This is a genomic window from Coleofasciculaceae cyanobacterium, from assembly GCA_036703275.1.
GTDB lineage: Bacteria > Cyanobacteriota > Cyanobacteriia > Cyanobacteriales > Xenococcaceae > Waterburya.
In genome coordinates this window covers 15,919-35,534 of record DATNPK010000025.1, presented here as the reverse complement: position 1 = coordinate 35,534, position 19,616 = coordinate 15,919, and the positions used below count along the sequence as shown (strand labels likewise).

17 protein-coding genes are annotated in these 19,616 nt (G+C 36.9%); 7 read left to right on the top strand and 10 right to left on the bottom strand.

Annotated elements, in window-relative coordinates; translation table 11 throughout:
- Positions 1-109 precede the first annotated feature (109 nt).
- The 3 genes from V6C71_05320 to V6C71_05310 form a co-directional block, all read right to left on the bottom strand.
- Positions 110-667, bottom strand: a complete 558-nt coding sequence (locus V6C71_05320; GenBank protein HEY9767917.1) for a DUF6658 family protein — start codon at positions 665-667, stop codon at positions 110-112.
- 131 nt (positions 668-798) lie between these two features.
- Positions 799-1,164, bottom strand: a complete 366-nt coding sequence (locus V6C71_05315) for a hypothetical protein (GenBank protein ID HEY9767916.1) — start codon at positions 1,162-1,164, stop codon at positions 799-801.
- 157 nt (positions 1,165-1,321) lie between these two features.
- Positions 1,322-1,513 carry a hypothetical protein gene (locus V6C71_05310; protein HEY9767915.1) on the bottom strand — a complete coding sequence of 64 codons (192 nt, stop codon included), beginning with the start codon at positions 1,511-1,513 and terminating at the stop codon, positions 1,322-1,324.
- A 285-nt stretch (positions 1,514-1,798) separates the two neighbouring features.
- On the opposite strand from V6C71_05310, the gene V6C71_05305 reads away from it, so the two are divergent.
- On the top strand, positions 1,799-2,167 hold the full coding sequence (locus V6C71_05305; GenBank protein HEY9767914.1) for a VanZ family protein: 369 nt from the start codon (positions 1,799-1,801) through the stop codon (positions 2,165-2,167).
- A 398-nt stretch (positions 2,168-2,565) separates the two neighbouring features.
- On the opposite strand, the gene V6C71_05300 is transcribed toward V6C71_05305, so the two are convergent.
- Both V6C71_05300 and V6C71_05295 read right to left on the bottom strand, forming a co-directional pair.
- Positions 2,566-3,378 carry a transporter substrate-binding domain-containing protein gene (locus V6C71_05300; GenBank protein ID HEY9767913.1) on the bottom strand — a complete coding sequence of 271 codons (813 nt, stop codon included), beginning with the start codon at positions 3,376-3,378 and terminating at the stop codon, positions 2,566-2,568.
- Positions 3,378-3,560, bottom strand: coding sequence for a hypothetical protein (locus V6C71_05295; protein ID HEY9767912.1), 183 nt, complete (start codon positions 3,558-3,560; stop codon positions 3,378-3,380). The genes V6C71_05300 and V6C71_05295 overlap by 1 nt, the downstream gene beginning before the upstream one ends.
- 293 nt (positions 3,561-3,853) lie before the next feature.
- On the opposite strand from V6C71_05295, the gene V6C71_05290 reads away from it, so the two are divergent.
- The 3 genes from V6C71_05290 to V6C71_05280 all read left to right on the top strand — a co-directional run bounded on the left by V6C71_05290 (position 3,854) and on the right by V6C71_05280 (position 6,060).
- Positions 3,854-4,192 carry a hypothetical protein gene (locus tag V6C71_05290; protein HEY9767911.1) on the top strand — a complete coding sequence of 113 codons (339 nt, stop codon included), beginning with the start codon at positions 3,854-3,856 and terminating at the stop codon, positions 4,190-4,192.
- A complete protein-coding gene (locus tag V6C71_05285) occupies positions 4,186-4,974 on the top strand; it encodes a LuxR C-terminal-related transcriptional regulator (GenBank protein HEY9767910.1) in 789 nt (262 codons plus the stop codon). Before V6C71_05290 ends, V6C71_05285 begins: the two co-directional genes overlap by 7 nt.
- Before the next feature lie 63 nt (positions 4,975-5,037).
- Positions 5,038-6,060, top strand: a complete 1,023-nt coding sequence (locus V6C71_05280; protein ID HEY9767909.1) for an alpha/beta fold hydrolase — start codon at positions 5,038-5,040, stop codon at positions 6,058-6,060.
- Between the two features lie 430 nt (positions 6,061-6,490).
- Here V6C71_05280 and V6C71_05275 read toward each other — a convergent pair whose 3' ends face one another.
- The 3 genes from V6C71_05275 to treZ all read right to left on the bottom strand — a co-directional run bounded on the left by V6C71_05275 (position 6,491) and on the right by treZ (position 11,989).
- Positions 6,491-7,264 carry a hypothetical protein gene (locus tag V6C71_05275; protein ID HEY9767908.1) on the bottom strand — a complete coding sequence of 258 codons (774 nt, stop codon included), beginning with the start codon at positions 7,262-7,264 and terminating at the stop codon, positions 6,491-6,493.
- Between the two features lie 43 nt (positions 7,265-7,307).
- Entirely contained in the window at positions 7,308-10,070 is a 2,763-nt protein-coding gene (gene treY, locus V6C71_05270) for a malto-oligosyltrehalose synthase (protein HEY9767907.1), read from the bottom strand.
- A gap of 95 nt (positions 10,071-10,165) precedes the next feature.
- Complete coding sequence (gene treZ / locus V6C71_05265; GenBank protein ID HEY9767906.1) at positions 10,166-11,989, bottom strand: malto-oligosyltrehalose trehalohydrolase; 1,824 nt, start codon at positions 11,987-11,989, stop codon at positions 10,166-10,168.
- 312 nt (positions 11,990-12,301) lie between these two features.
- Here treZ and V6C71_05260 point away from each other — a divergent pair, with 312 nt between their 5' ends.
- The gene (locus V6C71_05260) at positions 12,302-13,480 is read left to right on the top strand and encodes a hypothetical protein (protein ID HEY9767905.1); all 1,179 of its coding nucleotides are present in this window, start codon (positions 12,302-12,304) and stop codon (positions 13,478-13,480) included.
- 23 nt (positions 13,481-13,503) lie between these two features.
- On the opposite strand, the gene V6C71_05255 is transcribed toward V6C71_05260, so the two are convergent.
- Entirely contained in the window at positions 13,504-15,009 is a 1,506-nt protein-coding gene (locus V6C71_05255; protein ID HEY9767904.1) for a trehalase family glycosidase, read from the bottom strand.
- Between the two features lie 340 nt (positions 15,010-15,349).
- On the opposite strand from V6C71_05255, the gene V6C71_05250 reads away from it, so the two are divergent.
- Complete coding sequence (locus V6C71_05250) at positions 15,350-16,153, top strand: MgtC/SapB family protein (GenBank protein HEY9767903.1); 804 nt, start codon at positions 15,350-15,352, stop codon at positions 16,151-16,153.
- A gap of 554 nt (positions 16,154-16,707) precedes the next feature.
- Positions 16,708-18,114 carry an ABC transporter substrate-binding protein gene (locus V6C71_05245; GenBank protein HEY9767902.1) on the top strand — a complete coding sequence of 469 codons (1,407 nt, stop codon included), beginning with the start codon at positions 16,708-16,710 and terminating at the stop codon, positions 18,112-18,114.
- Here the strand turns inward: V6C71_05245 and V6C71_05240 are convergent.
- Complete coding sequence (locus V6C71_05240; protein HEY9767901.1) at positions 18,107-19,492, bottom strand: anion permease; 1,386 nt, start codon at positions 19,490-19,492, stop codon at positions 18,107-18,109. The genes V6C71_05245 and V6C71_05240 overlap by 8 nt on opposite strands.
- Positions 19,493-19,616 lie beyond the last annotated feature (124 nt).

Here is a 19,616-nt window from a genome sequence, read left to right as displayed (position 1 = left end):
TTTATCCTCCAATAAGTCTAGGATCTCCATGATTGGGGCATATAGAACTAATTTGTTGAGGACGACGAGGTTTCTCTGACGAATTTAGGTTACATCTTGCTCAAAGTTATTATTCCGGTAGCACTACTCGATCATCTATGGCACCTTTAGCATTATCTACCGCTTCATCAAATACTCTTTTGCTTTCGCCAGGAACTCTTTCAAGATTATTTTTTAACTTGTCAGATTTGTCGTCAACGTAATCTGCGGCTTTATCTTTATTGTATTCCAATTTACGAGAAAATCCTTTTAGGGCTTTTTCGTCTACATCTTTATTAAATACTGAGCGTTCTAACACATTATCACCATATTCGCCCAGGTCGTCGGCTTTACGGCGTTCTGCTGTGTCTATTAGCGTTTTAGTTTTACCAGCAGCAGTGCCTGAATCATAGCGGGGATCGTCGTTATACTTGTTCATGCCACCCTGAAAAGATTGCTCACCCATTTTATCTTTATCGGAGGTATCGGACATTGCTCTTTGAGAGGTTTCGGTGTATTCCTTTCCTTTGGCTTGGGCAATGTTATCTTTATTACAGGCTGTACTAATTACTAGCAATGAACCTGCCAAAAATACCGTTAGTATTTGCTTTAGTTTGATCGACTTTATAAATTTAATTAATCTTTCCATTATTGACTCCTTATTATTGGTCTCTTACAAACCATAAAAAAAATTATGAAATATTGTTTCTATCTAAAGTAGAGTCTTTGAATCTATTAATAGTTATAAATATTGTTTAATACACATTATGGGTTTAAAAGTTATACACTTTTGGGATGATTTTTCTTGCCGTAATATAAGATTTTTTTATCTCTTGTGAAAAATATCAAGCGTTTATTTACTGTTGTCCAAAGAAATATAGTAATACGATAAAGAGCAGGCACGCTTTCATGATTTAAAACTAGAGCGCAGACATCAGATAAATTTAGGCGATCGCTAACGAGGACATAGTCGGTTTTGATATGACTATAAGCATCAGCAATGACTTCTCCTTCAATCAGATTAGTCAAGCTAAGGTTAGCAAGCAAATCGAAAATATCGTTTTGTCCTACCTTAAGATGTTTACCATGCTTGATTTCTCGCCAAGAGGCAGTTCTGAACTGCTTAAAATTTGAGTTTCTCGCCATGACTATATCTTTTATCTAAGGTGCAAAGACGATTTTGTTTTATCATTTCAATTGCCCAAGGTAAAAGATTTTTTTGAATATTATCTTGACATCTTTTGCCATATTCTTTTTGCTGCTTCAAATATCCGCGAGGAGATGTAGCGTAGAGACTAGGAACTTAAATATGGTTGAGGAGTAAGGCACAGACTAAAGCTGGTTCTAAATATTGCTTATCTTGGAAGTATTGGGTATTAATTACGAATAAAACTGCTTGAAGTATCTCTATTTCGGCAACATTGATTAGCTTTATCTGACTAGCTAATTCAGCTTGAGTTAAAGTGTTTTGATTACTTTTGAGAGAATCTTTCATCGATCTAGCCAGATATTTCACGACGATTTTAACTCTCATTTTCTAAAATGAGTGAACTACTTTTTGGCGATCGCTTTACAGCAGTTTTCATGCTTGATAGACTACGCTGTTGATTAACTAGCTTTTAGCTTTTAGAATTTCCTCTTCCCGCAGGATATCCGAAGGTGTATGCTTTAGCACAATGTGACTTGTGTGTTCTACTCAACCGAAAAGCTTAGTAAACTGTACAAAAGCTGATTTTTAGGAGAAATTATCTATAACTAGTTTATTTTTGGCAAATATTTGATGATTGCACTATTAGTTTCCATCAGAAAGTACTGGATATTCACCACGCTGTTTATTCTTACAGTCATTACAGTCTTGTCCGTTTGGCCATTAAAAAGTTTACCTCCTGTACCTGGCACAGACAAAGCTCATCATTTTATTGCCTATGCCGCGCTAATGATCCCGACAGCCTTGAGAAAACCCAATTATTGGCTAATCATCAGCCTGTTTTTTATTGCCTGGAGTGGAGCGATCGAACTAATTCAACCCTATGTCAATCGATACGGGGAGTTTAAGGATCTTACAGCTAACGTTGCTGGTTTGGGCTGTGGATTTCTGGCAGTCAAGATTATCGAATGGTTTTTGCCCATTAATTCAAATCCGCAATAAATCTTTCTTGATTGAGTTTTTTGATTGAGATTGTGTCTGACCAAAAATTAGCGATCGCTAAATTAGCAACGCCATTAATTACACTAAATCCGATTAATAAAGTACTCTTGACTTAAAGTAGCTATAACTCCTCTGATGTTATCCCCTTGTGGCTTGTCCTCGAATGAGGGGACTTCTGACTTTACACCCGTGCATAATTTACGAAGCGGCTTGCCCGTGCATGATTTGCCAATCACGGATTCACGGATAAACCGCACTCCGCCCTTCGGTCTCGGAGCGGTATGAAGTAAGCATTTGCTCCGCTTATCATGCACGGACTAACTTCGTGTCGCACTTATCGCATTGAGTGTAGCCAATATTGGCTGACTTGTGAAAGTGTTCTATCCAAAGATTTAGTATTACAGCCCCCAGTATTTAATTCTTGAGTCTAACCAACCAGACTCTTTCCATTCAGAGATCGCCTGATTGACTTTTGAACGTAATTCCCTATACTGTAAACCTTTAGGCATTACTACTGCTAAGGCAGCCCCTGATAGTCTTTCTGGAAGCAGATTATAGGCAGGATATTCTTGTATCCAACCTGTTAAAACAGAGCGATCGCCCGCAAAGGCATCAGCCCGATTGGTTTCCAGCAATTTTAAGGCTTCTTGATAAGAGTCGGCGCCAATTAAAGTTGCATTAGGTAATCGATTACGAACTACGGCAATGGTGGCAGACTTTTTGAGTACGGCAATCCGATCTGAAGCTAACCTGCCTAAATTTTTAATCTCAGGATTTTTGGTAATTATTCCTGTTCCGTCTAAATAATAATAAGGGCTAAAATCGACTATTCTGCTACGAGAAGTAGTAACAGCTACTCTGGCGATCGCTATATCTACCTCATCTTCTAAAATTACCTGCAATCGCTCTTTATTATCTACAGGTATAAATTCTAGAGCTTCTCTATCTTCCAATAATTCTTCGGCTAATTTACGAGCAATATCAATTTCTAAGCCGACTAAATTACCATCTTGATTAGTAAAACCTAAAGGACGCAAATTATCTTTAACAGCGACTTTTAATTCTCCCCTAGATTCAATTTCTGACCATTCCCGAGCAACTATTGATTGAGGCGTAGCTGTCAGTAAAGCGATCGCGAAGGACGCGTTAGCTAATCCTTTAGGGCTAGTCGAAGATATCGCCGTAACTAAATTTAAAAGCAGTGGTTTCATTATGCTGCATGATTTATTCGCTTCAGCAAATTTAACACCTGACGAGGATTTTGCAGAATAATAATTTCTTTACTCCGTTGCTCTGCTAGCTTGTTGATAATTATCATACGGTGTAGTTTAGGAAAGTTCCACACATATTGTAAAAATTCCCAGTTCAATCTCTCTGGGCATTCAGCAGCCATATTTGGTCTTGTTTTGCCGTTATACTCTAAATATCTGTTGAAAACACGGAAAACACGCCATAAACACAAATAGCGATTTAAATCGAGCCAAATAATCGTATCTGCTGCTAATCGAATCTCGATTGTACTACCGTAATTACCATCAATAATCCAGCGATCGCCTTTAACTAGTTCTTGCTGTAGCTGCTGCCATCGATCGGCATCTGTTTCTTGCCATCGCGTAACTTTGAATACAGGATAGTTAGGTAACTTGTATCACGATAGTGGATAATAGCTTATTTATTTCTTATCTTGTGTCTGATGACAACCACGTCTTAATCAACTCGACTCGACTGCTATTTGAACTACGAAATATTGCTATTCTTAATCAAAGTCTGTCTGGTTATCTCGAACCTGAAGCGATCGCATCTCAAATAACTAATGGTTTGATAGACAGGTTTAACTGTTCCTTTATCCGTATTTGGCTAGTGGAAGCAGATCGCATGGCTTTGAAACTAGTAGCTTCTTCAGGATTGTATACCCGTTTGGATGGGGATTTTGCTTTAGTGCCGATGGATGCTTATAAAGTCGGAAAAATTGCGCAAAACTGTATTCCTTTTTTGAGTAACCAGTTAGCAGAAGAGACTTGGTAAAAGAGCGTCAATCGGCGATCGCCAATAGTATTTGTGGTTTTGCTGGGTTACCTCTAACTATTGCAGGGGAGGCAGTTGGAGTGCTAGCAGTTTTTAGCCATCAATCAATGGAGGTCGAGTTTTTAGAAGCCTTAAGAATACTCTGTAGTTCGGTAGCAGTAGCTTTAAATAACGCTCAACTATATCAACAGGAATTAACAGTGCGAGCGCGTTTTGATAATCCACGTTTATGGACAAATAAACCCCTTTGTGAGCAAATATCGGTTATTTTAACTAATATTGCCCTAATGCTGGTAGAGAAAAAACACCCTTTGTCTATTTCTGGCAACTATATCTTATTGAAAACGGCGGAAGTTCTTCAGGTCAATCGCTGTAATTATTGCCGTTTGTCTTATGAAAGCGATCGCCTATATTTAGAAGCAATGTTGTCCAACTCAGATCCACAGACGAAAACAGCCTTTGAGGAGATTACTGCTGCTATTACTAATATGGGTGGTAAATTATCAATCGATACCAATGACAATATTATTCAGGTTCAATTATCTCTGCCCTATCGCGATCAACCTAAATTAACTGCATCTGTTTGTGATCGAGAACAAGAGGTAATTCAACTCTTAGCTAAGGGAATGCGCGATCGCCAAATTGCCCAGAAGTTGTTTATCAGCGATCGTACCCTTAAATTTCACGTCAACAACGCAGTAAATAAGTTAAATTCTCGTACCCGTATTCAAGCCATACATCAAGCATATTCTCAGGGTTATTTGAGTCAAAATTTAAACTAAATAAATCGAAACAACGTAACTAATCTGGGGTAAGGGTGGTTTAAAAAACGCACTGCAAAAATTATGAACGACACTACAAATCAATTCACAATCAAAGGTTTTTCTCTACAATGTGGGGCGATATTACCAGAAGCAAGCATAGTATATAAAACCTATGGGGAATTAAATCAAACACTCTCTAACGTTATCTTGTATCCCACTTCCTACGGGGCAAATCACACGGATATTGAATGGTTAATTCGTTGCGACAGCATTCTCGATCCCAGTCAACATTTTGTGATTATTCCTAATATGCTGGGGAATGGCTTATCTAGTTCTCCTAGTAACGATCGAGTCTGTAAATTAGCTGAATCAGGATTTTACTTTACTCATTTAGATAATATCCGCGCCCAAAAACAATTATTAGAAAAAGTATTTAAGATCGAGAAAATAGCCTTAGTCTATGGTTGGTCGATGGGGGCGCAGCAAGCATATCATTGGGGGGCGTTATATCCCGATCGCGTTAAGCGTATAGCTGCTTTGTGTGGCACAGCCAAAACTACCGCACACAACAAGATATTCTTACAGAGTTTACGCACTGCCCTAACAGCCGATCCTGCTTGGAATGGTAATGGGTTTGATGGCATTCCCGATCGCGGATTTAAAGCTTTTGCCCGTATTTATGCCAGTTGGGCAGCATCCCAAGCTTACTATCGAGAAAAAGTTTATGACCAGTTTGGTTACGAGTCTTTAGATGATTATTTATTACGAGGTTGGGAAGCTAATTACCGCCAACGCGATCCGCATAATTTATTGACAATGATCGATACCTGGTTGCATTGTGATGTGGGTAATAATCCAACTTATCAAGGAAACTATCGACAGGCACTGGGATCGATTACTGCTAAAACTCTAGTTATGCCAGCTACAACCGACTTGTACTTTACCCCAGAAGACTGCAAAATCGAAGCGGATTTAATTCCTAATGCCGAATATCTACCTATTCCTTCAATTTGGGGACATCGGGCGGGAAATCCCTATCAAAATCCTGAAGATGAAGCGTTTATTAGAAAAGCGATCGTTCAATTATTAAAAGAGGTTAACTAAAAAAAGTGGCGTTGGGTATCGTGTCATGTCAAAGTCAAAGGAACAGCTAGTCCTTTTAATGCGGACTTAGCGGATTACTGGGAAAAACGTCAAACCAAAGAGGGTAAATCATATTGGGCAAAAGAGAGTAAATACGAACAAGTAGCCAAACAACAAAACTGGAAATGCCCAAATTGCAGACAATCTTATTCAACGGAGAAAGTATCGAAACTCATCACATAGTTCTTGTGAAAGATGGTGGCTCAGATGACACTGAGAATTTAATCCACTTACACAGTGCTTGTCACAAACAAGAACACTCAAACCCAAGTTAAAAGCTGGAAGTATGGCCCCGGCCGTGTGATGCGAAAGTGTCAAGCACGGTTCTTAGGGGAGGGGCGAAAGGTGACTCTCAAACCTTACCCGATCAATATGGTAATTAGTTTATTGTTTAATAAAGTTGCTCAAGTTGACTAGCAGTTATTTCCGCAACAGGAATTACTTTAGTTGTGGCTGAGAAGGACAAATCCTGATACTGAACAAAAGCTAAATCGTTTAGATGAATTGCGATAGATAAAGCGGCTTGAGCTTCGAGAAAATTGCGAATATCAGCAGCAATTTCTTCATTCTCTTCTAAAGTTAGCTGACGATCAATAGCTCCCAAACGTAGATAAAAATCGTTATCTATTGCATCGGGAGTTGCATGATATTTATGCAGCAAATTAAATTGTTGCAAGTCATGACGTAGATTATCTATTGCTAGAGAGACACTGTAATTTTCCCATGGCCAACCAATCAATACTGGTATAGTTTGATTGTCTGCTGGCTGGAGTTGGAAAGAACGAAAATATAAATGTTGACTGCGACTAAGGAAATTATAGTTCGTACTGCGATCATATCCTCCGAAGCGGATCGATAGCGGAAAATTAACTTGATGCTGAAGATGATTGATTAAACCAGAAAAATTTATATATCTAGTTTCTTGTCTATGTTCGTAAAACCATTTATTAACTACTCCTGACTCGGTTTTAAATCCCTCACAGCCAATAATTGTCCAGTGTATTTGCTCTAGTTGATAAGGAATAAATTGCTCTTGAATTAGTTCATGATTGACTAGATAAGCGTGTATCTTGTTAATAAAAGTGGTCAACTGCGACGATTTATCACCATAAAAAGCGATTAAACTAACGTTAGGAATATTGGGAATTACTAAATTAGTTGCCATAATAGTAGTCTATTTCCTGGTCTTAATTGTCTGCTCAAATTCTTTATCCAATTAATAAAGCAACGGAAAAGTTCTGTAAAATTTTGCCGATCGCCAGATTTTCTCCGACTATTGTTTGATTATCTACTAGATTATGCCAATTTTTGTGAGCCAACTTTAAACTGGTATCTGACCATACTTCAGTACCAAGAGGAAGTTGTCCTGGTTTGATGATTCCTGTCAAGAAACGAGGCGCGATCGCCACCAAAGTTTTATCTTCATAGTTTCTAGCAAAAGCAACAAGATGATTATGATATTTTCCAGTAACTTCTATTGGTTGATAATCACTATTTTGAAAGATTTTTGCGTATTCTTGTCTGGCTTTTAATAATTGATAAGTTAAAAAAAGTTTGATTTTACCGTTTTCTTTAGTTTCAATCAGTTCCTTAATTAATTGCAGAATATCTTGGTTACTTTTTTCTTTTATTTCTTTTAAAAAGTTTGTTCTTTTTTGATAATTTACAGGACGACGATTATCAGGGTCAACTAAACTTAATTCCCATAATTCTGCACCTTGGTACAAATCTGGTACGCCAGGTGCAGTATTTTTAATTAAGACTTGGGAAAGAGAGTTATAGATACCATATTCGGCTATTTGTTGCTGAAAAGGTTGAAAATGTTGCCAAAAATCAGATTCTTTGGCTTCTAAAACTCGATCAATAAAGCTAAAATATGCTTGTTCGTATTCTTCATCTGGGCGTAACCAAGCTGTATGAACTTTTGCTTCTCTGACTGCTTTGAGAATGTAATCTTTGATTCTGCTAGAAAAGTCAGATAATTCACTTGCGTCAAAAGGAAAAGTACCTAATAAAGTTTGATAAAAGAAATACTCATCATTAGCATCAGGAATTCCCTCTTGTTTATAAGATTGATTAATTTCTCGCCAGTGATTTACTTGTTGTTCCCACTCTTGAGGAATTTCCGAAAGAACATTTAGTCTGGCACGTATATCTTCACCCTTCTTAGTGTCGTGAGTAGCAGTTGTATTCATTCCATGAAGCCAATTCTTAACTTTTTTTTGATTGAATTGATGAAACAAATCCAGATCGATACCAAAGTGGCTGGGGTTTCCTCCTACCTCGTTTAATGATAATAATCGGTTATAAACATATAAAAGTGTATCTTCAACTCCTTTTGCCATTAATGGTCCTGTTAGCTGTTGCGATCGCATCACAAAGTGTAACCATTCTTCTCGTTGCGTTTGACTGCGAAAATCTTCGTACTCTAACAGTAGTATTTTTTGGATAAAATTGAATTCGTTAACCAATAAAGGAGCTTTTTTCTTAGCAGCTTTTATAGTTTGATTGACATACTTATTGTCTGTTCTTCCAATACCATTTTCATCAATGTAAGTGCGATAAACAGGAAACAAAACTAATACTTCAAATAGAGCCTTTTTTAAACCATAGGTAGTAAAATCACTCCCTTCTCTTGTATGAGAGGAAATCTTTTTGAGAATTTGAGCTAAATTTTCTAGATCTCCTGCTAAGTTTTTTTCTAAAATTAAACCTTTCTTTTCATAAACTAAATCTTTGTAAGTAGCTTTTAATCCAGTAAAATTAGTATAAATATTACTAAATTGTTGTTTATTTTCTGGATAGCAAAATACTCCGTTAACATAGTTAAGAAATTCGTAACCGCTCGTACCTTGAATTTGCCAATCTTGCGGTAAGTCTTCAGTTAATTCGAGAATTTTTTCTACGGTGATATAGACATCTCCTAGTTTTTCTCTTAATCTAGTTAGATATTGGGCAGGATTATACAAGCCATCAATATGATCGATTCGTACTCCCGTAAATTTGTTTTCGGCAATTAATTGACTAATTAATTCGTGAGTTTTATTAAATACTTTTAACTCTTCTACTTTGACAGAAATTAATTCGTTTACGGTAAAAAATCGACGATAATTAATTTCTTCTGCGCCAACTTTCCAAAAAGATAAACGATAAAATTGTTCAGAAAGTAAGTTGTCAAGTAAATCAAAACTTTCAGGCTTGTCTACTTCACCATTAAACGCTTTTAGGTTGTTTTGAATAAAATTTTCTACACTAGAATTTTGCCTATAAGTTTCCCAAATGAGACTTTTAACAAAATTTATTTGATCGTAACGCTCTTTTCCTTTGGTTTCTTCAGGAATATTTTTTAGTAGATATAAAATTCCTAAAAACTTAATAAAATCAGGATGTTGGCGACCTATTTGTCGCGCTAATGCACCTAAATTATGAGTAATAAAGGTTAAATAAGACTCGAACCTTACTGGTAATTCTAAGTCAAAATAATTAATAAATAAGCCCTGTTCATTGTAGTCAAGCTTAATTTCTCCTCTGGCTAAACAGTTACCATAAAAATCACCTAACAAAGGAGCAAGTACTCGCCCGTGCATTTCTTCATAAAGTTGATTCCAATTAATATCAAAAAAATCAAAAAAATCAGAATCTTTGCCATTTTCTAAAACATCCATTAACCATAGATTTTGACTATCATAAGCCATGTGGTTAGGAACAATATCTTGCAACCATCCCATTTGATGTTGGTGAATTTCGGCAATTAAATCGGTAAAATCTGACTCAGTTCCCAGTTCAGGATTGAGTATAGTTGGGTTTACTACGTCATAACCATGGGTACTTCCCTGACAAGCTTCAAAAATAGGTGAAGCGTAAAAATCGGAAATACCTAAATCTGCTAAATACGTAACTATTTCTTTAGCACGTTCAAAATTAAATTTGGAGTGAAATTGAATTCTATAAGTAGCTGTTGGAATACGCATAATAGGCAATAATCTCAAGTTCGGTTGAATACTTAAATTAAAGAGGTGGCGACATCCAAGGTTGCCTCGGATGCGGTCAAATAAGAAATAAAAGTTTATTGTTGGTAAACTACAAAACTACGAGACTTAATTGATAATTCTGCTTCTTTTCGGGTAATTTGTTCTGGCAAGGAAGAACTAGATCCCATCCATTTAGGTTCGGCAGAGTCTAAGATTTTTTGCCATTTACCAGGCGGAAAATCAATTTTTAAATTAACATCTTGTTGATTAAAATTGAGAATACTAAAAACTTGACTGTTATTCTGCCAACGATGTAATAAGAGAAAGCGATCGCTTTCTCTTGCAGTAGCGGTTAGATTTTGTTTATCGAGTTTTTTTAACGCAGGAATAGTTCGTCGCATAGTAATTAATTTTTGGTGCAGTTGCCATAAAACTTGATGCTTACCTTCGGTTCTTTTCGCCCAATTAATTTTTGATAAATTAAAAGCTGGTAAACTTTGAGGATCGATATATTCTCCCTCAAGGTGAAAATCAGTAAATTCTTTTTTTCTACCTTCTCTTATCGCTTCAACTAAATCTGAATCGCTGTGACTGACAAAATAAAGAAAAGGAGATTCTTCGCCATATTCCTGCCCCATAAATAATAATGGAATATAAGGAGCAAGCAATAAAGCACCCGTAGCTAATTTTACCGACTCAAAATCAATCAAGTCGGATAAACGTTCTCCTAACATCCGATTGCCAATTTGATCGTGATTTTGAATGCAAACTACAAATTGATGCCCTTGGCGATCGCCAAGGGCATTACCATGATATCTTTTACGAAAGGGGGAATATTGCCAATCGTAAACAAAAGTATTTTGATAAGCTTTGGCTAGTTGTTCGCAAGTACCAAAATCTGCATAATATCCCCCAGACTCTTCAGTTAAAACAGTACGCAGAGAATGATGAAAATCATCACTCCATTGAGCATCAACTCCGTAACCGCCTAATTCTTTAGGACGAATAACGCGCACATCATTAAGATCGCTTTCAGCAATTAAATAGAATTTTCTACCTAGCTTTTGCGAAAGTTCCTCCACCTTTTCGGCAATGTCTTGCAGGATGTGTTTTGCGCCCAAATCATAAATAGCCTGAATCGCATCTAAGCGCAGCCCATCTAGATGATAATTTTCCAACCAATAGAGAGCATTTTCAATAAAATAATTACGCACCCCATCACTATAGGCATCATCAAAGTTAATTGCACTTCCCCAAGGAGTTTGATAAGTTTCGGTAAAATAAGGACCGTGATGAGCGATATAATTACCTTCTGGGCCAAAATGGTTGTAAACTACATCCAAAATTACCGCTATCCCTTGCTGATGCGCTGCATCTACCAGTTGCTTTAAATCTTCAGGTCTACCGTAAGAATTTTGTACCGCATAAGGATATACTCCATCATAACCCCAATTGCGATCGCCCGGAAATTGAGCCACTGGCATAATTTCTATCGCATTGACTCCCAACTCCGCTAAATTTGACAACCGCGGAATGATTGCTTTAAAAGTCCCCTGATCAGTAAAAGTCCCCACGTGCAACTCATACATAATCATCTTATCAAGAGGAATACCAGCCCATTGAGAGTCTTGCCAATTGATATTACTGTGATCAATTACTTCTGATGCTTGGTGAACTCCTTGAGGTTGAAAATGAGAAGCAGGATCTGGTTTATCCGATGCGTCCTCAAGTCGATAATAGTAAAGCGTACCAGGCTTGATATTGTCTGCTTTAAGATACCAGTAACCCCGTTCCTGCTTTGTCATTGGTAGCAACTTCTCTTCTGGCAAAACAAGATGTACCGCTACTTCTTCTTTTAAAGGCGACCAAATAATAAATTCGCAAACACCATTACCCAGATAATGAGAACCAACTTTCATGTTTATTTAGCTATTGTCTAATGATTTGATAACCAGGAGTAACGATTGTCCGCATTCCTGTTTGTTTCTACCACGATTAATTCTGAAGCGCTTCTATCTAAAGAGTGGTTTACGTCTGAGAAGCTATTTTTTGCCAGTAATTTAATTTGAGTTGAAAAAATTTTGGGTGATTGGTTTGGATAAGTGCGAGCGCTTATTTTTTAAGCACCTACCACCAGAAGCGATCGCAATAATCAAATTAGTCGAGAAATTTTAAATAAATGGGCATTCTAAAAATTGAAACGATATTTGATTATTTCAATAGTGATAGCAATGCTTATTTTCTTCATTCATGGTGTAGCAACACGAGATGTTAAATACGCTGAACCATTCAAAATTGCCATTAGAGAAGAATTAAACAAGCATGGTGTGATATCTCCTTGCTTTTGCTCTAGTTTTTGGGGGAATGCCTTAAGCGATGTTGACAAAATGTGGAGTCAGATAGATCGCGACATAAATACTCTTCAGCATGACTATCCAGAAATAGATGTTAAGGACTATTTTAGATATAGAGAATTTAGAGAAGGTTTCTTATCTGAATTTATTGGAGATATGTTTACCTATCTTAATGAGCGACGTGGAGCCGAAATTAGAAAATTAATTGCTCAACAATTGATCCAGTTTTTAAAAGAAAATTCTCAAGAAACAGAGTTACACATGATTACTCATTCGTTGGGAAGTGTGATCTTATGGGATATTTTATTTTCTGAAAGATTTAAGCCAAACGATCCTGCTTTTGATATTCGTTCTGCGATTCATAATTTAAGCGAAGAATCTAAACGGGAACAAGTTTATCTAAAAAGTATAACTACTATGGGATCTCCTATCTTATTTTTCAACACTATGTTAGGGGTCAATCCAAATAAAATTCAAGAATTTTCCCAGAAAAATCAAAGTTATTCATTGAAATGGGTTAATATTATTCATCCTTCAGATATTATTGCTTATCCTCTAAAATCGAGTTTTTGTCTAGATGCTTCAGACAAACTCGAATTAAAAGATATTTACATTGATCCTAATAATAATTTGGCAGCCAAAGCCGCTCGTTCTATTGGCCAAGAAATAGCTGCAATGGCTTTGGATGCGGTCACCTCACATGCAAAATACTGGAGTTACGAAAGAATTGCTCAGTTGATTGTCGATCATCTTCAAAATGAAAAAAGTAGTCAATGTTCAGATGAAAAATATCTCCAAGAAGCAATAAATTGTTTGAAAAAAGTTTCGGGAATTAGTCCCGACAAACTACGATTTGCTATTAATGACAAACCAATCACCACATTAAACTTTGCCGATGGTAGTGGAAAATTATTTTATGTTGTCAATGTTGCTAAAATTCATTATGTCTATCTTTTTGATAAAATGAATATTTGTCGTTTTGCGGGATATGTAGGCTGGATACATGCAAATGGATTAAAAGCAGCTATTGAGTTAATTAAAAATTGCTGTTGTTAAATTTTCAACTCTTTTCCCAATTTCTACAAAGCTAAAATTTTCAACAATTCTAAAATCACTCCATTCGTCCAACCAAAGCCAATCTCATTAGAACTATAGCCAAAAAAGATTTCGTCAGAAACGTTAGCAGAACAATTACATACATCATATTTTTCTACTAACGTCCCACTTTTGTTAAATTCTTGAACTGCCATGGTTAAAAATTTGCCAGCAATACGTTTAGCGTCTGCTTCGTAACCATAGCGTAGCAATCCTTCTACAGCCATCAAGTTTAAAGGAGCCCAACCAAAAGGAGCATCCCATTGATTTCCACTAACATGAGTGCTGGTAAGAATTCCGCCTGCTTCTTCAAATTTATCTAAATTTTGCCAAACTCGTCGAGCTTGTTCGGGAGAAGCTATACCTGCCCACAAAGGATAAAATGTAGTAGCGTATTCATATAGTCTCCGTTTACCAGTACGGAAATTGTAGTCAAAATAAAGTCCTGTCTCTTCATCCCATAAAAACTGGTTAATTCTCTCCTGACGTAAAAAAGCGCGATCGCGCCATTGGCTGGCTATTTCTGAATAACCCAGAATTTCGTTGATTTTAGCCGTATCTAATTCCATTTGATACAGCAAAACATTCAAACAGACAGGGGCGTAGTGAATAATATCAATACTAAAAGGCCCAAAACGGTTGGTAATATCAAATCCCGATTCACGCATCGAGCGATCGCCCTGATAAAATAATTCAGTTAATTCATCTTGACCTTGATCGTAATACAGGTTTACGTCATAATCATCGAAGCGAAATTGACGGTAATATTCTTTAACGCGATCGTAATGAGTTTTTCCCTGTTCATCTAATTCTGACATAACTACTTCTGGAGCAGGACCATGTCCCAAAGCTGCATAATGAGACAATCCTGTAGCCTGGTTAAGATGAGGCGGTACACTCCAGTAATAATAATAAGTTTCGATAGTTGGTAGCATCGACTGCAACCATTGCTTATCTTGAGTATATTCGTAGACTTTGACAATTGCTGGAGCAAATATTGGCGGCTGCGATCGCGTCAGTAAATAGGTACGATTAGCGTTAAGAATCATCCCATAATGCTCGATTTCATAAGCTAACTGATCGACCATATTTTTAGCTAGTGCAATTTCTTGGTCTTGCAACAGTCCTAAAATAATAAAATAACTATCCCAACCATACATTTCATTAAAACGTCCACCAGGAACCACGTAGGAATGCGGCAGATAAAGCAAACCATGTTCTTCGATTGATTCTACCTCAGCAGGTAAAATCCGCAATTCCAGTTGTTGCCATTCTTCAGGAGTCAGAATTTGTTGTAGAGATGTCTTGATGCGATTGAGATCTTCGCGGGGTGAAATATAAACTAACCAGGGGCGATCGCGATTATGCTCGATTTTAGGATCTTTTGCTGCTGCTAGAAGGTCTTTTGGAGAACGTGTTAAAGTTTTCCAAGTATGTTTGATATAAGTTCTAATTTTTTCTAGATCTGTTGCATTAAACATTGATTTCATCGGGTTCAGTTATTTTATTAATTGAATAGTTGTAGTGTAAAAAAGCGATCGCTCCATATGGCAATTATTTTTTGGTTTTTAGTCTTGGTGTTGCAGAATACAGAAGCGTCTATACAAAACTAAGATTTGGCATTGCATATATTGTTTACTACAGACAAATCATTGAATAGCGATCGAACATCTATACTTTACTTTGCAGTGAACCAACACTCTTAATCTTCTATTAAACTGAGCGTGTTTTTATGTATTGATCTACAAGAAGAGCTATGGTCTAAACGTAATTTCACTATAATTCACATAATATATAGAACCGCTGGTCAGTGACTCCAAAAATATTAACATGACTATTACCTGGACGACTTTTGCTATTCGCTTACTTGTGGGGTTTTTTCTGGCGGTGGGAATTGGCATTGAAAGACAATGGCTGAAAACCAGAGCGGTTTTAAAAACTAATGTATTAGTAACTCTGGGATCGGCAATGTTTGTCATGCTTTCGATTATGACTCCAGGAGACGCTAGCCCAACTAGAATTGCCGCCCAAATAGTCTCGGGAGTTGGTTTTTTGGGTGGTGGCGTAATTTTAAGAGAAGGAGCAAGTGTCAAAGGAATAAATACCGCAGCTACTCTTTGGTGCGCAGCAGCAATAGGTTCACTCGTAGGTTCAGGTTTTCTGGTACAGGCTTATGTTAGTACTTTGGCAGTGGTTGGAGCTAATTTATTATTACGCCCTTTAGTAGAAGCTTTCAAACAACAGCAAGAAGACCAAGACGCTCACTTGTCTTTAGATGATACGAAGCAAATGAATAATGCTATTAGTCCCTTATCTTCAATAGACTCTTTGGCATTAGCTACTGCAAAAAATTATAATCGATATGATTGCCATTTGTTGTGTTCTCTTGCAAAGGAGTCTCAAGTTTTAGAGTTAGTCCTAAAATTTGCTAGAGAACAAAAACTAACAATAGTAGGAATGCAGAGTAAAAATCTTGATAATCGGGCAAAATCTGGAGCAGTAGAAGTAGAAATTAAAATAAGCTTTGCTGCGCAAAGTTCTCAAGCCAATTTTGGTAACTTAAATGAAATTATTAAACTACTTAAAACTGAAGCTCAGGTAAATTCAATTAGCTGGCAGTCTTTACTAAAGTAAACTCGCTTACTCGTTGAGCAACCATTATGGCGATCGCTTAATGAGTCAGCAAAAACTAGATAAATTAATCCAAAGCTTCTCTGCTATTAAGTTTTCGATAATTAGGCTCGGATAATGTTTGTAAGCTTCTTGTTTTAGGTAAAACTTTGGTATTAAAATTAATTCATTGTCAATTCGCTTATATTAAGCTTTTATTGTAAATTTATTTTTTAATTTAGATAATTAAATGCTTAACTGACAGCTTTAACACTATAGGTTGTCTGATTACGAAGCCAAGAACCAAAAAATTCGATTTGTTTTAAGCGAATTTGCGGTTGACCGAGCAGAATAATTAGAAATGGCTTCATGTAGTTGATAAAATTTCTTTAAATTTATTTGGTTTAAATGACAATATTGCTTAATTATTTTTGATTTAATTTATAGTGTTTATTGCCTTGAATGTTATCAATTATTTTCAGCAAAATGCTTGTTAAAAATACATTTTTTATCTTACTTTTGGCAAATGCGTTTAATTTCAAAATACAGTTACTTTGATCAATAATTTTATCTGGATAATGCTTAAAAAAAAAAACACTCTCAATCAAAAAAACTTTTTGCTTTTATTGTACATTTTTATTTTGTGTGTGTTTGGACCGGCTGTTTATTGGCTAAACAACGCTGATAACCAGTTTTTTCCTAAAGTAAAAACAGATAGCAATGCCGTTCAAAAGCGAATTAGTATTGGCGATAAAATATTAGTTACTGCTCATAATAGTATATCCAAGCAAGCGGGAGTTGAGGCTTTTGCCGATGGAGATTATGTTAATGCTATTGCAAAATTTAATTCTGCTCTTTTAAGCGATCGCAACGATCCAGAATCTCGTATTTACCTCAATAATACTATTGCTGCTAAAACAGAAGATCCTTACATCATTGGAGTTAGTGTTCCTGTTGGGGGAAACCTTAATGTAGCGCAGGAAATTTTACGGGGTGTAGCTCAAGCTCAAGATGAAATTAATCATCGAGGTGGTATTAACGGCAAGTTGATGATGATTAAAATTGCCAACGATGATAATGATTCTAAGATTGCTCAAGAGATCGCCGAAAGGTTTGTTAAAGATAAAAAAGTTTTAGCAGTAGTAGGACACAACGATAGCAATGCCTCTATTGCTGCCGCTCCAATTTATCAAAAGAGCGGTTTAGTCATGATTACTCCCACAAGTTCAGCCGAAGTGTTAGCGACAATGGGCAATTATATTTTTCGTACTACCCCTAGCACCAGAGATTTAGCTGAAACACTAGCTGAATATGCGGTTAAGATTGCAGGAAAAGAGAACATCACAATATGTATCGATTCTGAAGCTCAAGTTAGTGTCTCGTTTAAAGAAAATTTTACCTGGGCTGTTTACAATTACGGCGGTAAAATTACTTCTCTTGATTGCGATTTAGCAGCAGCCGATTTTTCGCCGACAGAGATTCCTTCCCAAGCAGTTAGTCAGGGTGCAGATGCCTTGCTACTTGCTCCTTCTGTCCGTAAAGTGGACAAAGTGATAGAAATAGTTGCAGCTAATGAAGATCGCCTAACTCTACTAGGCAACCATTCTATGACCACTTATAAAACACTTAAAGAGGGACAAAAAGATGCTAACGGGATGGTTCTTTCGGTAGCTTGGTATCCATCCTTAGCTAATTCATTCACCAAAAATGCCGAAGAATTATGGGGTGGAGCAGTCAATTGGCGAACTGCAATGGCTTATGATGCTACTCAAGCTTTGTCTAAAGCGATCGCTTCTGGTTCAGAAAGACAAAAGATACAGCAAGTTTTAGCCAATCCCGAATTTTCGGCTCAGGGAGCATCTTCAACTATTAATTTCTTACCATCAGGCGATCGCAATTTACGAGGAACTTTAGTTGAGATTTATCCTGGTAAAAAATCAGGAACTGGCTATGATTTTGTGACTTTAGATACTAAAGCTAAATAAACCCTAGCAAATGCCACCACCAACCCCCAATCACGATCCAAATGATTAAATAAGCCAAACTTAAGTAAAATCCCAGTCTACACCAGGTGGCAGCATCCATATATCCTGCACTCAAATAAATTGGCGCTTCGGCAGTGCAATAATGAGTTAGACAGCCCGATAAGTTAACTAAGAAAGCTAAAAGCAGGGCAGCGTACATTGGTGGCGTTCCCAAAGAAATAGCGACAGATAAGAAGGCAGGATACATCGCGCCAGCACGAGCCGCTTTGCTGGCAAAAAAATAATTGCTGTAAAAATAAACTAGGCTTAAACAGACAAAAGCTATTTGCCACCATAAATTCTCAATAGCACTGCCCATTACGTTGCTGATCCAATTAATAAAGCCAAACTGGCTTAAAAAAGTTGCCATCATGAGCAAGATAGAAAACCAAATAAAAATATCCCAGGTTTGCTGTTCTTGGGTAATATCTCTCCAAGTTAATACTTGAGTAATTAACAGCAAAACAACCCCAATTAAACCAGTAGTAGCGCTTTCAATTCCCCAAAGCTGTTTGCCCCATCCCCAAAATACCAATAACACTACAAATATTACCAAGATTGACCACTCAGACTGTTTAATTTTGCCCATTTGTCGGAGCTTTTTTTGGGCAAGTGCTGGAGCTTCAGGGGTAGATTTAAGCTGTGGAGGATAAAACCAATAAATTATTAGAGGCATAATTAATAAACTTATGCTGCCAGGTAATAATGCAGCTAAAGCCCAAGTCAGCCAATCTATACGTACACCAGCAATCTCTTGGGCAAGTTCTGCCATCAGAGGATTAGCTGCCATTGCTGTGAGGAATAACGCAGTAGTAATTTGAGTTCCCTGGTATGCAGTTGTCATCAAAAAAGCACCAATTCTTCGTTCAGTGCCATCGTGAGAATCGCTATGGTAAGCTTTTGCTAAAGACTTCACAATGGGAAAAATTACCCCGCCACTTCTGGCATTACCACTGGGCATTACAGGAGACAAAACTAGATCGGTAACTAACAAGCCGTAGCTCAATAGCAAAGTATTTTTACCAATAATAGTAATAAATAGATAAGCAATACGAGTACCCAAACCAGTTTTAATAATTGCTCTGGCAATTAGAAACGAGCTAACAGTAAGCCAAGAAGTTTTATCACTAAAACCACTTAATCCTTGCTCGATAGTTAATGTATTGCTAGTAATCAAGACGGTTAAAGCAATTATTGCTACTGCACCTATAGGCAGCGGCTTGGTGATAAAGCTAATAATAGTAGCCAAAAAAATTGCTAACAAATGCCACGCTTGTTCATTGACTCCTGTGGGAGATGGCAACAACCAGATAATACTGCCGATGAATAATGGCAACAACCAGGATTTAGATTGATTAATTTTTTTGTTGATCTTGCCTAATTTTAGTCGGTAACAAACAAGCCAATAAAAGCTCGGCACGATAAATAATAAATACTTAGTAAAGGAATACTTTTTAAGTCTG

Bases quoted from the DNA above. Each gene is read 5' to 3' on its own strand.
- V6C71_05295 (HEY9767912.1), bottom strand. From the start codon at position 3,560: ATGGCTGCTGAATGCCCAGAGAGATTGAACTGGGAATTTTTACAATAT.
- V6C71_05245 (HEY9767902.1), top strand. From the start codon at position 16,708: ATGCTTAAAAAAAAAAACACTCTCAATCAAAAAAACTTTTTGCTTTTA.
- V6C71_05300 (HEY9767913.1), bottom strand. From the start codon at position 3,378: ATGAAACCACTGCTTTTAAATTTAGTTACGGCGATATCTTCGACTAGC.
- V6C71_05250 (HEY9767903.1), top strand. From the start codon at position 15,350: ATGACTATTACCTGGACGACTTTTGCTATTCGCTTACTTGTGGGGTTT.
- V6C71_05310 (HEY9767915.1), bottom strand. From the start codon at position 1,513: ATGAAAGATTCTCTCAAAAGTAATCAAAACACTTTAACTCAAGCTGAA.
- treY (HEY9767907.1), bottom strand. From the start codon at position 10,070: ATGCGTATTCCAACAGCTACTTATAGAATTCAATTTCACTCCAAATTT.
- V6C71_05315 (HEY9767916.1), bottom strand. From the start codon at position 1,164: ATGGCGAGAAACTCAAATTTTAAGCAGTTCAGAACTGCCTCTTGGCGA.
- V6C71_05260 (HEY9767905.1), top strand. From the start codon at position 12,302: ATGCTTATTTTCTTCATTCATGGTGTAGCAACACGAGATGTTAAATAC.
- V6C71_05320 (HEY9767917.1), bottom strand. From the start codon at position 667: ATGGAAAGATTAATTAAATTTATAAAGTCGATCAAACTAAAGCAAATA.
- V6C71_05255 (HEY9767904.1), bottom strand. From the start codon at position 15,009: ATGAAATCAATGTTTAATGCAACAGATCTAGAAAAAATTAGAACTTAT.
- V6C71_05275 (HEY9767908.1), bottom strand. From the start codon at position 7,264: ATGGCAACTAATTTAGTAATTCCCAATATTCCTAACGTTAGTTTAATC.
- V6C71_05280 (HEY9767909.1), top strand. From the start codon at position 5,038: ATGAACGACACTACAAATCAATTCACAATCAAAGGTTTTTCTCTACAA.
- treZ (HEY9767906.1), bottom strand. From the start codon at position 11,989: ATGAAAGTTGGTTCTCATTATCTGGGTAATGGTGTTTGCGAATTTATT.
- V6C71_05305 (HEY9767914.1), top strand. From the start codon at position 1,799: ATGATTGCACTATTAGTTTCCATCAGAAAGTACTGGATATTCACCACG.